This is a genomic window from Pseudarthrobacter sulfonivorans (assembly GCF_001484605.1).
GTDB lineage: Bacteria > Actinomycetota > Actinomycetes > Actinomycetales > Micrococcaceae > Arthrobacter > Arthrobacter sulfonivorans_A.
In genome coordinates this window covers 1,959,000-1,972,948 of sequence record NZ_CP013747.1, presented here as the reverse complement: position 1 = coordinate 1,972,948, position 13,949 = coordinate 1,959,000, and the positions used below count along the sequence as shown (strand labels likewise).

Sequence of the window (13,949 nt, the reverse complement as noted above, 5' to 3'; positions counted from 1 at the left end):
ATTGCTACCAGGAAAGTGATGCAAACATTGTTATGGCCGTGGCCCCAAAGATCACCATAACGAGACCTGTGGCCAGCCGGCCTTTGGCAACAGCGAAGACCGGCAGCGTGGATTCGGCGGGATTGGCCGGGTTGTAGACCACGGGTATGTGGGTGCCGATGATCGCCTGGTCCTGGCTGTAGATATCGGCCTGCCCCAGCCAGCGTTTTCCCCCCGCGTCCGCGAATTCGTAAGACGGCGCAAAGCGGTTCCGGCCGTTGCTTCCGGGTCCGTCCGTGCCGTGCAGGTTTCCCGTGACGGTGGCCGAAGCCTCCTGCCACCCCGCCATGGCACGTTTCCGTCGGAAGGACGCGGCCAGGGACAGCCCCATCAGGATCAGGCCCGCGGCAAGGAAAAGCCCGGGCAGGACGATGAACAGCAGTTTCAGGGAGTCCACGGTTCAGCCCAGCGGGAAGGCGCCGGCGGCCCAGAACAGCAGCAGGGCGAAGAATACGAAGACCGGCATGAGGCACCCGATCACCATTTTCGATTCGGACGCCACCTGGAACGACTGGTTGGGATTCGCCGGGTTATAGGCCACTTCCAGGAGCGATCCCGGCACCTGCTGGTTGGCGTACGAAACCTCGGATTCGCCGGCATACAGGGTCCCGTTGGGGTCCGCGAACTGGTACGTGGGGTAGAAGCGCCGGCTCCGCGTTGAGCCGCCTCCGCCATGTGTCCAGCCCGCCACGTTGCCGGTGACGGTCGCCTGCACCTTCGGCCAGCCGGCGATCAGTTTTTCCTGCCGCTTGGTTTTCCGCAGTGAACGGACCAGCGCAAAAATGACGCCCGCAACAAACAGCGCCCAGATGACGTACAACACGATTCTCATGAATTTCCCCCGGTTTGAGTCACCAGAAAGTATGCCATCCGGGCGCGGGCCACCCTAAAGGCGGCTCAGGCAGGCAGTCGGTAACCGCCCTGGTGCAGCTCGGCCAGCCCGTCGCCAAGGAGGCCGGCAATGGCACGTTCGAGCTGTTCCGGCGCGGAGTTCAGGCGGTGCAGTGCGGACAGCGGCACGCCGATTCCGTCCGCCGCGAAGCCCAGGTCAGCAGGCTCCCGCTGGAACATTTCCGCCGGCACGGGTGCGTCCGCAAGCCGGAGCACAGCCATCACGGCACCCCGGACCTGCCGGTCAGTTCCGTGCCACGCCTGACCTTTGGGAACGTACGACGGCGGCGGCTCGCCGGCTGCCAGCCACGCACAGGAGTCCCGCACCGGGCAATCCGCGCACTTGGGCGCACGCGCCGTGCAGACCAGCGCCCCCAGTTCCATCACCGCAGCATTCCAGTGCACGGAGGTCCCGACGTCGTCCGGCAGCAGTTCCGCCGCGAGCCGCATCTCCGCAGCGTTCAGCGATGGTGAGGGGAGCGCGACGCCGGATACCAGGCGCGCGTGCACACGCCGGATGTTCGTGTCCACTACAGTCTCCCGGCGTCCGAAGGCAAAGGCGGCAACGGCCGCGGCCGTGTAGCTGCCCACCCCGGGCAGGGCCAGCAGCTCCGTGTAGTTGCCGGGGACCCTGCCGCCGTGGTCGCTGACGATGGCAGCGGCGGCTGCGTGCAGGCGGAGTGCCCGGCTGGGGTAGCCGAGCCTGCCCCAGGAGCGGACGGCTTCCCCTGCAGGCACGCCGGCGAGGGCAGCGGGGGTGGGCCAGCGCTCGAGCCATTCCCGCCAGACAGGCAGCACACGCACCACTGGGGTCTGCTGCAGCATGATCTCGCTGACCAGGACTCCCCACGGTGAGCAGTGGCGTTCGCGCCAGGGCAAGTCCCTCGCCGTCTCAGCGAACCAGCCGGTGATCCTGCGGTGCAGCGCGGCCAGCTGGTCGGGGCGGAGTTCATCCGTGCCGGACTGGGCCGTAACTGGGGCGCCGTCCGCGGGCATGGCTGGGGAAAGGGTTGTAGCGTCGATCCCAACACTGTAGTGGATTCCCGGCAGCCCACGCGAAGATGCCACGGACAAACTGTGACCTTGGCGTTGGCCGGGGACCGGCGTGGTGGGACGGCAGAATCCGGCGTGTTCTCTAGCCTAGAAGGATGGGCAGGCAAGGCAATTCATCACCACGCAAAACGGCATCCGCATCCGGTTCCCGGGGCGGTTCCGGCGCTACCCGGCAGCCGAGTGCAGCCGTCTACCGCCGCCGCCGGCTTTTTGTGGGAACGGCCCTGCTGATGGCCGTGGCGCTCACGTTCGGTGGCTTTGCCGTGGCAGGCGCCTTCAGCGGCACCGAGCAGGCATCCTCCACCGACGGCGCCAGCGAATCCGCCGCCGTCCCCGCCCCCTCGCCGTCGGCAACTGCAGGCAGCGAACCCACTGCCACACCCACGCCATCCTGCAACCAAAACCTGGTGACGGTGTCCGCTTCGACCGACAAAGCCGCCTACGGCCCCGAGGAGAACCCGCTGCTCACCCTGAAGGTGACCAACGGCGGAACCATGCCGTGCGAGGTGAACATCGGAACGTCCCAGATGGAGTTCCTGGTGACCAGCGGCGCGGACAGGATCTTCTCGTCCAAGGACTGCCAGGCCAAAAGCGAAGACCTGGTGAAGACGATTGCCCCGGGCGCCAGCGAAACGGCGAACTTCCCGTGGGCCCGGAACCGCACGCTGGAAGGCTGCAGCCCCATTGAGGCCAGGCCAGGGGCCGGCGGGGCGTACTACATTTTCACGGCCAAGCTCGGCTCGAGGGCCAGCCCCAAGGCAGTGTTCCAGCTCAGCTGATCCGCCCTATCCTGGTCCCACTCCGGTGGGGATTAGAGGAAGCGGTCCAGCAGGCTGGCTTCGGCCATGCGGCTCAGGCCTTCGCGGACGGTGCGGGCGCGCTGGTCGCCGATGCCGTCAACTGTCATGAGGTCGTCGATGGTGGCCGCCATCAGGAACTGCAGGCCGCCGAAGTGGTCCACCAGGCGGTCGGCAACAGCCTTGGGGACTGCCTTGAGGCCGGACAGCAGCCGGTAGCCGCGCGGCTGAACCACGGCGTCGAGGTTGGCCTCGCCGCCGGCAAAACCGACGATCCCGGAGATCTTGCCCAGGTCGATCAGCTCTGTGGGGCCGAGGTTCACCAGCGCACTGACGGCCCGTTCGATGTCCTCGGGGGACGCGTCCGGTCCGGCGTAGTCGCGGATGATGACGTCGCTGCCCGGGCCGCGGCCCACCGTGAGCTCATCGAGCTGGAGGGACAGCAGCCGGCCGTCCTCGCCAAGCTCCAGGACATACTGCGAGATTTCCTCGGAGATCCGGCGGACCATTTCCTGGCGCTGCAGGGTGACCGCGACGTCACGGACGGTCACCATGGCCTCGATCTCCAGGGCGGACAGGGAACTGGTCACCTGGTCCAGCCGCGAACGGTACCGTTCCAGCGTGGCGAGGGCCTGGTTGGCACGAGCGAGGACCTTCTCGGATCCCTCCAGCACGTGCCGGAGCCCGTTCACGTACAACGCGATGATCTGCATGGACTGGCTGACGGAAATCACGGGAACGCCGGTCTGGATGGCCACACGCTCCGCCGTGCGGTGCCGCGTGCCGGATTCCTGGGTTTCGATGCTTGAGTCCGGGACCAACTGGACCGCGGCGCGCAGAATGTTGCCGGCGTCCTTGTCGCAGATGATGGCGCCGTCCATCTTGGCCAGTTCGCGGAGCCTTGTGGGGGAGAAATCGATGCCGATGTCGAAACCGCCGGAACAGATGGAATCGATGGTCCGGTCCGAGCCCAGCACGATCAGCGCACCGGTCCGCCCCCGGAGGATGCGTTCCAGCCCATCGCGCAGCGGCGTGCCTGGAGCCACTCTGCCCAGAGTCGCCTTGAGCGATTCTTCGGGGCTCCGAGCCATAGGTGTTCCCTTCAAAGGTGCAGACTGCCGCCCGCAGGTATGCCGGTTTTACACTCCGCCGGCAGGATCAAAAGTACTCAGTTTCCCGCAAGCTCCATGATAGAGGTAAGAAGCGGCAATAACCGCACGGACAAGCCCCAAAGTGCCTCGTTAGGGGGTGCCGCGAAGTGCCTCGGGAACGCGTTCGACGGCGGCCGCCCGGGAGGCATTTGTGGCCTGTTTGGGTGGTCGTCACATCAGAATGATGAAACGAGGCGGGAGAGCGGCGGGGGTGCCTGCCCAGCGGGCAATGCGTCGATGAGTAGACCTGCGTATCGGACCTTGTTGCCGCTGCGTCCCCCGAAGAACCGGCGCAACTGCGCCGTTATCGGCCGCTCTCGCTGTGAGGGCTGGCGTTGGAGGATCCGGAACGACGCGAGCTCGCCCTGAGCCGCGATGACGTCGAGCACGCCATCGACCCCAAGGCAGCGGATGAGTTCGTCCTCCAGGTCGGCGTGACAGACGTGGAACCCAAGCTCGGCCAGCGAACCGGACCCGACGCCCGCCCGGCGAGCGCTCGAGCGATGCCACGAGACTCCCCTGCATCACACAAGCCGAGCAACCGGTGGCCTGCGCCGTCCGGGCCGTAACGGTCGAGGAAGTGGACGATACTGGTCGCGCCTCCCATCGGCACGACCGTCACTCGCTCGGCTGTCAGATCATGGCCAAGGCGAAGGGCCAGTGTCTCGACCGCCATCCGGTCACTCTCGCCCTCGACCAACACCGTCGTCGCCTGCATAGAACCAGTATGATGAACGCCAGCCTGGGAGGCACGCGCGCCGTCAGCGGCAGATTTGGCACGGTCCGGAAAAATCCGACTCCTAGGCCTGGGGGCCGAAACGGCAATGCCCGACGATGCCCGAAAAGGACAAACGCCGACGCGCGGCGGTTGGTGACGGCGTCCCCCATCTGATGCGTCGTCTCCGTCCCGTTTGGGAACCCTTAGCGGCCACTGACTACGCGCTGAGCAGGCATTCTCTTAGATAAGGGTATGAGGAGGTTCGGTACGGATTCACGCTGAGGGTTATGTGGTCTCGCCGGTGCGTTTGGTGGCGCGGTAGAGCGTTGAGCGCGCCACCGCGAAGAGTTCGGCAAGTTCCACGGCAGTGTGAGTCCCTGCCCGGTGAACGCAGACCAGGCGGTCCTCCTGCTTCTTGGAAAGCTTGGGCTATTTCCCCCGGAGGCGACCTTTTGCTTTTGCGACCTGCACGCCCTTGCGGGTCCGCGCCCTGCACTCGGCCAGCGCTTCCCTGAGTCCCGGCCGTGCCCGGTTGGCGCCGGTAAGACTCTGGCCGGTGAAGGTCTGCTCCGGCGTTACCCCCAGAGCGGCCAGGGCGTTTTTCTGGGCGGTGAGCGCTTGGTCGTTGGTGGATACGCGGGCGTATCCGATGAGGAGTCCGGTCATGATTGAGAAGGTACCGTTTATCCCCCGCGGGATTCTATCGATCGAAGCAACACCTTCTTCAAGGTGGTTCGATATGCTTCCTCGTTCTTCGTCTCCGGCAGGGGTCCGCTTTCTTGCCTCGATCAAGCAAGGAAATAGTCTCAATTCTTCCGCCCGGGCGTCCGGCATCCATAAGGAGGTCGGTTACCGCTGGTTGCGTGAGAGATATTTGCAGTTACGCCAGGATGGATCAAGTCCCGCGGAGGTGACGGCGTTACTTGGATTCACCACCGCCAAGTTCCCAGCGTGGGAAGCAGCAGTAGCCGAAACTACGGGTCGCCACCATCTACAAGCAAACATTGAGGACGAAGCCATATTTTGGGAGGCCTTCGACCGCGGCCAAAGCCCGTCCCAGTCGGCTCTACTGGCCGGGGTTGGCCGTTCCACGGCGTATCGATGGCTTCCCGAGCGGTTCGAGATGCTCCGGAGCCAGAAGGTCACCCCGAAGCGTTGCCAAGCGCTTCTGCGGCTGACTGATCAGCGCTGCCACAGTTTCGAACGCGAACGCCTCTCCCGGCTGGCAAAGGAACGGAATGCGGCGATAGCTGCCCAGCACGCAGCCATCTTGTCCTCGAGCCGCTACGCAGATCAGGTAGCGGCCTCAACAGTTTCCGAAGCGCAACGACGCCGCACGGAACGGGACTCGAAGTACTGGCAGCTGATGCGCGAGGGCAAAAGCAACGCCGAAGCATGCAGACTCCTCGGTATGCACAGACGAACAGGCACGGCACTCCGGCGCGCCAACAACTACCAGATCCCCTCCCTCACACCTGTGCCAGCAGCGACGGGCCGCTACCTCCAGTCCCGGGAACGGCTACAGATCGCCGACCTCCTGGGACTGGGACATTCAATGCGGGCAGTGGCCCGTGAATTGGGCCGACACGCCTCCACCATCAAACGAGAGTTGGACCGCCATCGAGACGTTGAAGGCCGCTATCTGCCCCGCACGGCCGATCACGACGCCCGGGCGCAACGGGCACGGCCCAAGACCCATAAACTCGCCACGAACCCCCGCCTGCGCGGGCTCGTGCAACGTAAGCTCAACCGATGCTGGTCTCCGGATGAAATCAGCGGATGGATGAAGAAAACCTACCCCGACGACCAGAGCCTGCGGCTCTGCCCCGAGACGATCTACCGGGCCTTGCTGCTGCGCGAGAGCCGAGGACTGCACAAGCGCTACGCCACCAAACTGCGCACCGGTCGAAGAATCCGAAAGACCCGCTGGCGCACCCGCACAGGGCAGGGCTCACGGATCCCCAACATGACCATGATCGACCAACGGCCAGCAGAAGTCGAAACACGATTGGAAGCCGGCCATTGGGAAGGGGATCTCGTGATCGGGGTCGGTTCCGTCTCGGCGATGGTGACCCTGAGGGAACGGAAAACCCAGTATGGAATCATCGTCAATCTGCCCCGCGACCACACAGCTGCAAGCGTCAACGACGCCATCATCGGCGCATTCGCCAAGCTGCCGCCTGCTTTGAAGCGAACACTGACGTGGGACCAAGGGATCGAAATGGCCAGGCACGAGGAACTCACCAAGGAAACCGGGGTCCCGGTATATTTTGCCGAGCGATCCAGCCCCTGGCAGCGCGGCGCGAACGAGAACTTCAACGGACTCGTCCGCCAATACTTCCCCAAAGGAACCAACCTCGCCGTTCACAGCGCCAAACACGTATCTCACGTGATGCGGGAACTGAACACACGGCCCAGAAAGACCATGGCCTACGACACCCCGGCCGCACGCTTCAAGGCCGAACGCAACGCGCCAACCGCCATTTGGGGGTAGCCTCAAAACACCGGGAAAACGCACCCATTTCATTCAACTGTTGCGTCGACCAATGGAATCCGCCCCCCCGTCACCGGGCATTTTCTCGGGCGGGTCATACGGGAATCGAGCGGCCGCGGAAACTCGGCGATCGAGATTCAAAAAATTGTGAGCGGGCTTGTGCCGGTGGGGGACCGGCTTACGGGACGAGCCTTACCGGGAAAATCGGGCCCACCGGCTGTTGCCTAAGGTGCGTAACTCCGGTTCGTGAACTGGATCTGGATGCGGTTCAGCTCGGCGGGTGGAAGGATTCGTCATGGTCCTCGGCCATTGCACGGAGATACTGACGTTCGGTGGGGACGCCCTTTGCCAGGGGGCTGAAGAATCCTGCATCGAGTTTGTTCCTTGCCAATTTGAATGGCCACCCGGGCATCATCGAGATTTAGGTAGCACCACGGCGGGAGCGGAGCCGGCAGACTGCTACTCCAAGCCTCTTTCCGGGTGGGTTTCGGGCGGATTCGGGTCATCGCGTTCCAGAGGCAGCTGGGTTTCGATACGGCGCCGGTCCTCCTGCGCCGACTCGCGCAGTCGTTTCAACCGCGTCCCTCCCCTGGAAATCACTATGACACCGGCTATGACAATGAGCAGTGCCACGATTGCGATGGCCCAAAAAGTAGCGGGATCATCGGCATTGGGCCTGATGATGACTAGCACGAGAATGGCTACGAGCATGAGGATATTGGGGACCTGAAACGAGCCGAACATGGAGAAAAGAACGCCCCAGGTTGCGTTACTAGTCCGCTTCTTCATACCAAGTCGCTCCCTGTTCCCTGAACTCCCGCATCCGTATTGAACTTAAGCTTTTTTCGGATTCCCCCGTCCCCCAAAGGTAACGCTCCAGGCCCGCGTTCAAGTGCAGCACCGGTGGCCCCACGTCATAATCGCCACGTGTCGGCAAACCAACAAACGTGCCCGACGAGCGTCCCGCTCAAGGATCCTTCACCGGGGCACTCTGCAGGCTGGACGAGAGCTACGTGTGCCTCCCGCGGCGCCGGACAACACATTCGCCCGCCTCAGTGCGCCCGCTCTATGCGCGGCGCGGTCAGGCGGCATTGCCGCGAAGGGGTAGCGCAGTAGACTGTGGGAGTGGCCGTAGTGCAGGTGTCTGTCCGCGTTTCCGCCATCTCCCTTGCGGTGAGTGGTGCAGTCACCGCTGCTCTCTTACCTTTGCACCCAAGCATCTTTGACCGTCCCGTTGATGAGGTTGTACGGGACACTGAGGTGTGGCAGCCCATCCATGTCGCGAGCATCTTTGTGTTTGCATTGGCGTTCATCGGTGCTGCCGGCCTCGTCGCCGTTCACAACGGCCAGCTACGCCGGTTAGGGCATGTGGGATTAGTGTTCTCCTTCGCCGGCGCAATAGGCGGTTCCGCCATTGGCTTCTTCGAAGCGTTGGTTTTTCCTGTGCTGGCGGACAGAGACCCACAGTTGTTGGAGCTCAACGGGCCGATGTTCACATCGTGGCTGGCTATTGGGGCCGGGCTGCTAGCGCTCGGGTGGGTGCTCGGCCTGGCGGTCATTGGAGTGGCCGCCGCGCGTGCGGCAGTATTTCCTCGCGCGGCCGGAGTGCTGCTGGCCGTCAGCGGCCCGGCGTACCTGGCTCTGGGCGGACCTTTCATTCCCGTCGCCGGAGTGCTCTCCGGGGCGCTGTTCGGAGCGGTTCAACTGTGGTGGGGATGGCTGATCTGGAAGTCCCCCGCCCAGCCTGCAGAGGCCCATCGCCTGACGGTCGAGCGACGGTGACCGGGTCTCCACACTAGTTGTCCTCGAACGGCAGCTTCTGCCGCACGCGTCGACCCCGTATAGTCCGATGAACGTGTCGGTAGACGTTCCTTCAACGGGACGGCAAACCGCCATTCAAACTGTGATTTAACCGCCATTCCCGGTTAACAGTCACAACCATGGCCGAAGCCAAATACTTGGCCGAGGAATGGAAAGCTATCTACAATCTTGAACGGCCCACGGATCCCTGGACGGCATGACGCCGATCCGCTACTGGGATACGTGGACGCAGGAAAACCAGTCAGCCATCGCATAGCCGCTGGACTGCTAACGGGGGCCCAACCACCGCCTCTACTTCGCATCAGCACGCCTATCAAACTGATCAAGAAGTCTCTCAAGTTGGTCCCGGCGACCAGGAGTACAACAAGACGGGGCAGCCCCTTCCAAGCACAGTACCGTGCCCCTTAATTCGGCCTGTCTCCAAAAACATGACGAGCGCACGCTCCCGACAGAAGGTCTACCTCGACCCGCCCGCCCGTGGAAGTGCGTCACCCTCCGGACAGCGTCATGCGGAGCGAGTCGATCTTGGGAGCCAGTCGCGATGCTCCACCCGCCCGGTCCGATGTGGGGCCGGCGGGGCATCGGTCGCGTCGGGCTCTCAGTGGCAGTTGAAGAATTCGTTGACCGTGCCGTTCGGTCGGACGTTGAAGTGTTCGTTGACATGGTTCTTGAATGTCGACCCGTCAGATCCTGTCCCGCGCACGTTGAAGGTGAATGTGCCTTCGACGACCTTGCCGTTGTCGTTGAAGCCGCCCCAGACCGTGAACTTGCCTGTGTAGCTCGGAAGGCCCGCCGTGAGCGGCACGGCGACGAAGGTCCCTGTCTGGGTGAACGTGGAGTGAACCCGGCCGTCAGCGAAGATCGTTTCGTGGAGCACGAAGTTGCTGGTGGCAGTGATCGTGTAAAGCGGCCCGCCCCCTTCGCAGCTGGGCACCACGTCAACGAAGGTCTCGACGAGACCCTTCTCGTTGATGGTCTCCGTTATGGGTCCGGCGGCGAAGGCCGGTGCTCCGACCCACATCAGGGCTGCGGCCAGAAGTACGACAAGCATGCGGCGAACCATGGTAATCCTCCTAGTTTGTGATCCAAACCTGCCTAGGGGCGCCATGCGACAATGCGCCCCAGCTGGACTACTGCTCAGGCTCCCAGTTATACTCCGGCCCAACACGTCGCGACAAGACTCATCTAAAGTGCTCGCGAAAATGGGGTGCGTGCCTCATCTGATAAATGCTCGCGAAATGCCGGCCACCGTCCGGGCGCTGCGGTGGGCTCGGCGGATGGGTCAGTCATCGTCGATGGGTGCGCGCCGGGAGATCACGAAGAAGCACGCCGCGGAGTACGCCAAGGCGTCCAAGAAGGCCAAGGGTGTGATGCTGGACCATCTGGTCGCGACGACGGGCTGGTCGCGGCCAACGCGCGGCGGGCCTTGACGGCGGCCAGGAAGGCAAGGGCCCGGCCAAGGCGGGGGCGCGCAAGCCGCGGCCGCGGCCGTACGGGTATGACACGCTCACGGCCCTGATCCGCATCTGGAACCTCGCGGGCCGGCCCTCCGGGAAGTACCTGGCCGCGACGATGGACCTCTGGCTGCCGAGGCTGGAGGAACACGGCGAGCTGGGCCCACCGGGTTGGACGGGCACTGTGTCGCAATGCCGACAGTGCCGGAAAAGACGGAAGGCAACTGCCGACCGGCAACGGTCGCATTCGCTCCGCCCATAAAACTGTCCGTTCAGCGTTCCTTCAACGGGACGGCAAATCGCCATACACGCCCGGCCGCTTGGACACAGCGGCTGCCGTCCAGCGGCTCACCTACGGGTCAGCGTGCCCGACGGCGCAGGAGCCACTCAAGGTCCCGGCTCCCGGATCATGCGCCCAAGCTAGCCGGACGGGTTTCGCAGTCTTGAACTGCTGGTTTCGGGGGCGACAAGCTGCCACCTTCGGAGCCAGCCCGCACTGCGATAAACTTGGAACTTGGCTGTCACAGAGCCATGCTTCCCCTTGAGGCCTGCCGAGCGCCTTGGGGTAACCCCACCGCAGCGAAAGTAGCACCGTGTCCCAAGATGTCCTTAGCCCCGCCCGGGTCAACGAGATTCACAAACAGGCGGCCCGGCGTCGGACCTTTGCTGTCATTTCGCACCCTGACGCCGGCAAGTCCACCCTCACCGAGGCCCTGGCCCTGCATGCGAAGGTGATCGGAACCGCCGGCGCCTCCAGCGGCAAGGCCAACCGCAAGGAAACGGTCTCGGACTGGATGCAGATGGAAAAGGACCGCGGCATCTCCATCAGCTCCGCCGCCCTGCAGTTCTCCTACCGGGACACCGTCATCAACCTGCTGGACACCCCCGGCCACGCGGACTTCTCCGAGGACACCTACCGGGTCCTGGCTGCCGTCGACTGCGCAGTGATGCTCGTGGACGCCGCCAAGGGCCTGGAAACGCAGACCATGAAGCTGTTTGAGGTCTGCAAACAGCGCAACCTGCCCATCATCACCGTGATCAACAAGTGGGACCGGCCCGGCCTGGACGCGCTGGCGCTGATGGACGAGCTCACCGAGCGCACCGGCCTCCAGCCCATGCCGCTGACCTGGGCCGTGGGCATCTCCGGTGACTTCCGCGGTGTCTGGGACCTCCGCCAGGACCGCTTCGCCCGCTTCCAGCGCAACAATTCCGGCGCCAACATCGCGCTGACCGAGTACTTCACGCCCGAAGAGGCCGCGGAGACGCAGGGCAACAACTGGACCGACGCCGTGGACGAGGCCGGCCTGGTCATCGAGTCCAACCTCGAATTCGACGTCGACGCCTTTCACGCAGGCACCGCCACCCCCATCCTGTTCAGCTCCGCCGCCCTGAACTTCGGCGTGAAGGAACTGCTCGACGCCCTGGTGGACTTCGCGCCGCACGCCGCACCCCGGCCCGACGTTGAGGGCAGCCCGCGCCCGGTTGAATCATCCTTCTCCGGCTTTGTCTTCAAGGTCCAGGCCGGCATGAACAAGGCCCACCGCGACCATGTCGCCTTCATCCGCGTCTGCTCCGGAGTCTTTGAACGCGGCATGGTGGTCACCCAGACCCGCACCGGAAAGTCCTTCGCCACCAAGTACGCCCAGCAGGTGTTCGGCCGCGAACGCGAGGTCATCGACGAGGCCTACCCCGGCGACGTCGTGGGCCTGGTGAACGCCTCCACACTGCGCGTGGGCGACAGCCTCTTCCTCGAAGGGGCCGTGGAATACCCGGCCATCCCGCTGTTCGCCCCGGAACACTTCCAGGTGGCCCGGTCCAAGGACCCCAGCAAGTTCAAGCAGTTCCGCCGCGGCATCGAGCAGCTCGAGCACGAGGGCGTCATCCAGGTGCTCCGCTCCGACGTCCGCGGCGACCAGGCGCCGGTGCTTGCCGCCGTCGGCCCCATGCAGTTCGAGGTGGTGGAGGACCGCATGGCGCACGACTTCAGCGCCCCCATGCGGCTGGAACGCCTGCCGTACTCCATCGCCAGGATTTCGACGGCGGACGCCATGCCCGCCCTGGCCAACGTCCCCGGCGCCGAGGTGCTGTTGAGGTCCGACGGCGAATACCTCGCCTTGTTCAACGACGTCTGGGCCCTGCGCCGGATCGAGAAGAACCACCCCGATCTGACCCTCGTGCCCATCGGCACCCACAACCCCGCAAAGTAGCGACCAATGCCTGCAGACCAACCCCGCGCGCTGATCACCGGCGCCGGCACCATCAACCCGCTCGGCTCCAGTGTGCCGGAAACCTGGACCGGCCTGCTGGCGGGACAGTCCGGCATCGCCGCACTGGACGAGGACTGGGCGCAGCAACTGCCCGTGCGCATCGCCGGACAGGTCACCGCGGATCTCTCGGAGCACCTCACCACGCGCGAGCTGAAGCGGATGGACCGGTGCGGGCAACTGGCGCTGGTGGCTGCCCGGGAAGCCTGGCAGCAGGCCGGGGCGCCCGACGTCGACCCCGAACGGTTCGCCGTGGTGATCGGCTCCGCCTACGGCGGCCTCGGCTCCACCCTCGAACAGGACCGTGCGCTCACCAGCGGCGGCCCGCGCCGGGTCTCGCCGCACACCCTCACCCGGCTTATGGTCAACGGCCCCGCGGCCTGGGTCTCCATTGACCTCGGCGCCCGCGGCGGAGCCCGGACCCCGGTCAGCGCCTGCGCGTCCGGCGCGGAAGCAATTGTCCAGGGCGCCGAAATGATCCGCTCCGGCGCGGCCGACGTCGTGATTGCCGGCGGCGTGGACGCTTCCGTCAACGACCTGGTGATCACCGGTTTCTCCCAGATTCGGGCACTCTCCACGCGCAACGGCGAACCCCAGCTCGCCTCGCGCCCGTTCGACGGCGGCCGCGACGGCTTTGTCCTCGCGGAAGGCGCCGGCATTGTGGTGCTTGAGAGTGAAGCCCACGCCCTGGCGCGCGGCGCCGCCATCCTCGGCGCAGTGGCCGGCGGGGCGGTAACCTCCGACGCCAACGACATCGTGGCCGCGGACCCTGCCATGCAGCGGCGGGTCATGCAGAAGGCCCTGGAGTCGGCCGGAATGCAGGCTTCGGAGATCGGCTTCGTCCATGCGCACGCCACCTCCACCCCGGTAGGGGACCGGCTGGAAGCCCAGGCCATCAACGCCATTTTCGGTGCCGACGTGCCCGTGACCTCCACCAAAGGCCACACCGGCCACCTGCTGGGCGGTGCCGGTGCGCTCGCGGCGGTTGTGGTGGTCCAGGCCCTGCAGACAGGTCAGCTCCCCGGAACCGCGAACGTCGAGGCGCTGGACCCCGAAGTGAACCTGAACATCGTCACTGAGAATGCCCACACGCTGGCGCCCGGCTCCGCCCCCGCCGGCCTGGTGAACGCTTTTGGCTTCGGCGGACACAGCGTTGCCCTGGTGATCACTAAAGACTGAACCGGCCTGTGGAAACGACGTCGGTCCTTAAGGTCCACAAACTGCGGTATCTCACGCCAGCCAATGAACAGGCGGCCGGGAACTAGCC

Annotated in this window: 13 protein-coding genes and 2 pseudogenes; 8 read left to right on the top strand and 7 right to left on the bottom strand. The window is 64.8% G+C overall.

Features of this window, described 5'->3' with window-relative positions; translation table 11 throughout:
* Window positions 1-4: 4 nt before the first annotated feature.
* The 3 genes from AU252_RS08740 to AU252_RS08730 all read right to left on the bottom strand — a co-directional run bounded on the left by AU252_RS08740 (window position 5) and on the right by AU252_RS08730 (window position 1,926).
* Window positions 5-436 carry a DUF3592 domain-containing protein gene (locus tag AU252_RS08740; RefSeq protein WP_058930375.1) on the bottom strand — a complete coding sequence of 144 codons (432 nt, stop codon included), beginning with the start codon at window positions 434-436 and terminating at the stop codon, window positions 5-7.
* 3 nt (window positions 437-439) lie between these two features.
* Window positions 440-871, bottom strand: coding sequence for a DUF3592 domain-containing protein (locus AU252_RS08735; RefSeq protein ID WP_058930374.1), 432 nt, complete (start codon window positions 869-871; stop codon window positions 440-442).
* 65 nt (window positions 872-936) lie between these two features.
* Window positions 937-1,926: an A/G-specific adenine glycosylase gene (locus AU252_RS08730; RefSeq protein WP_058930373.1), complete on the bottom strand. Its 990-nt coding sequence runs from the start codon at window positions 1,924-1,926 to the stop codon at window positions 937-939.
* A 152-nt stretch (window positions 1,927-2,078) separates the two neighbouring features.
* Here AU252_RS08730 and AU252_RS08725 point away from each other — a divergent pair, with 152 nt between their 5' ends.
* Entirely contained in the window at window positions 2,079-2,762 is a 684-nt protein-coding gene (locus AU252_RS08725) for a hypothetical protein (RefSeq protein WP_058930372.1), read from the top strand.
* A 32-nt stretch (window positions 2,763-2,794) separates the two neighbouring features.
* Here AU252_RS08725 and disA read toward each other — a convergent pair whose 3' ends face one another.
* Window positions 2,795-3,871: a DNA integrity scanning diadenylate cyclase DisA gene (gene disA / locus AU252_RS08720; protein WP_058930371.1), complete on the bottom strand. Its 1,077-nt coding sequence runs from the start codon at window positions 3,869-3,871 to the stop codon at window positions 2,795-2,797.
* A gap of 395 nt (window positions 3,872-4,266) precedes the next feature.
* On the opposite strand from disA, the gene AU252_RS23835 reads away from it, so the two are divergent.
* Window positions 4,267-4,500: a hypothetical protein gene (locus AU252_RS23835; protein WP_157768959.1), complete on the top strand. Its 234-nt coding sequence runs from the start codon at window positions 4,267-4,269 to the stop codon at window positions 4,498-4,500.
* A 434-nt stretch (window positions 4,501-4,934) separates the two neighbouring features.
* On the opposite strand, the pseudogene AU252_RS24985 reads toward AU252_RS23835, so the two are convergent.
* Window positions 4,935-5,315, bottom strand: a pseudogene (locus AU252_RS24985) (recombinase family protein).
* A gap of 244 nt (window positions 5,316-5,559) precedes the next feature.
* On the opposite strand from AU252_RS24985, the gene AU252_RS08705 reads away from it, so the two are divergent.
* The gene (locus AU252_RS08705; protein ID WP_240484355.1) at window positions 5,560-7,143 is read left to right on the top strand and encodes an IS30 family transposase; all 1,584 of its coding nucleotides are present in this window, start codon (window positions 5,560-5,562) and stop codon (window positions 7,141-7,143) included.
* Between the two features lie 459 nt (window positions 7,144-7,602).
* On the opposite strand, the gene AU252_RS08700 is transcribed toward AU252_RS08705, so the two are convergent.
* Entirely contained in the window at window positions 7,603-7,932 is a 330-nt protein-coding gene (locus AU252_RS08700; RefSeq protein ID WP_058930369.1) for an ABC transporter ATP-binding protein, read from the bottom strand.
* Window positions 7,933-8,268: 336 nt separating this feature from the next.
* On the opposite strand from AU252_RS08700, the gene AU252_RS08695 reads away from it, so the two are divergent.
* Both AU252_RS08695 and AU252_RS23580 read left to right on the top strand, forming a co-directional pair.
* Complete coding sequence (locus AU252_RS08695; protein ID WP_058930368.1) at window positions 8,269-8,925, top strand: hypothetical protein; 657 nt, start codon at window positions 8,269-8,271, stop codon at window positions 8,923-8,925.
* Window positions 8,926-9,080: 155 nt separating this feature from the next.
* Window positions 9,081-9,220: pseudogene (locus AU252_RS23580) on the top strand (IS3 family transposase); the annotation flags it as partial.
* A gap of 342 nt (window positions 9,221-9,562) precedes the next feature.
* On the opposite strand, the gene AU252_RS08690 reads toward AU252_RS23580, so the two are convergent.
* Entirely contained in the window at window positions 9,563-10,015 is a 453-nt protein-coding gene (locus AU252_RS08690; protein ID WP_157768958.1) for a hypothetical protein, read from the bottom strand.
* A 160-nt stretch (window positions 10,016-10,175) separates the two neighbouring features.
* Between AU252_RS08690 and AU252_RS08685 the strand changes: the two genes are divergently transcribed.
* The 3 genes from AU252_RS08685 (at window position 10,176) to AU252_RS08675 (ending at window position 13,861) form a co-directional block, all read left to right on the top strand.
* Window positions 10,176-10,394 carry a hypothetical protein gene (locus tag AU252_RS08685; protein ID WP_157768957.1) on the top strand — a complete coding sequence of 73 codons (219 nt, stop codon included), beginning with the start codon at window positions 10,176-10,178 and terminating at the stop codon, window positions 10,392-10,394.
* Between the two features lie 617 nt (window positions 10,395-11,011).
* Window positions 11,012-12,625: a peptide chain release factor 3 gene (locus AU252_RS08680; RefSeq protein ID WP_058930365.1), complete on the top strand. Its 1,614-nt coding sequence runs from the start codon at window positions 11,012-11,014 to the stop codon at window positions 12,623-12,625.
* A gap of 6 nt (window positions 12,626-12,631) precedes the next feature.
* Window positions 12,632-13,861: a beta-ketoacyl-[acyl-carrier-protein] synthase family protein gene (locus AU252_RS08675; protein ID WP_058930364.1), complete on the top strand. Its 1,230-nt coding sequence runs from the start codon at window positions 12,632-12,634 to the stop codon at window positions 13,859-13,861.
* Window positions 13,862-13,949: the final 88 nt, after the last annotated feature.

Bases quoted from the DNA above. Each gene is read 5' to 3' on its own strand.
- AU252_RS08735 (WP_058930374.1), bottom strand. From the start codon at position 871: ATGAGAATCGTGTTGTACGTCATCTGGGCGCTGTTTGTTGCGGGCGTC.
- AU252_RS08730 (WP_058930373.1), bottom strand. From the start codon at position 1,926: ATGCCCGCGGACGGCGCCCCAGTTACGGCCCAGTCCGGCACGGATGAA.
- AU252_RS08725 (WP_058930372.1), top strand. From the start codon at position 2,079: ATGGGCAGGCAAGGCAATTCATCACCACGCAAAACGGCATCCGCATCC.
- disA (WP_058930371.1), bottom strand. From the start codon at position 3,871: ATGGCTCGGAGCCCCGAAGAATCGCTCAAGGCGACTCTGGGCAGAGTG.
- AU252_RS08700 (WP_058930369.1), bottom strand. From the start codon at position 7,932: ATGAAGAAGCGGACTAGTAACGCAACCTGGGGCGTTCTTTTCTCCATG.
- AU252_RS08690 (WP_157768958.1), bottom strand. From the start codon at position 10,015: ATGCTTGTCGTACTTCTGGCCGCAGCCCTGATGTGGGTCGGAGCACCG.
- AU252_RS08675 (WP_058930364.1), top strand. From the start codon at position 12,632: ATGCCTGCAGACCAACCCCGCGCGCTGATCACCGGCGCCGGCACCATC.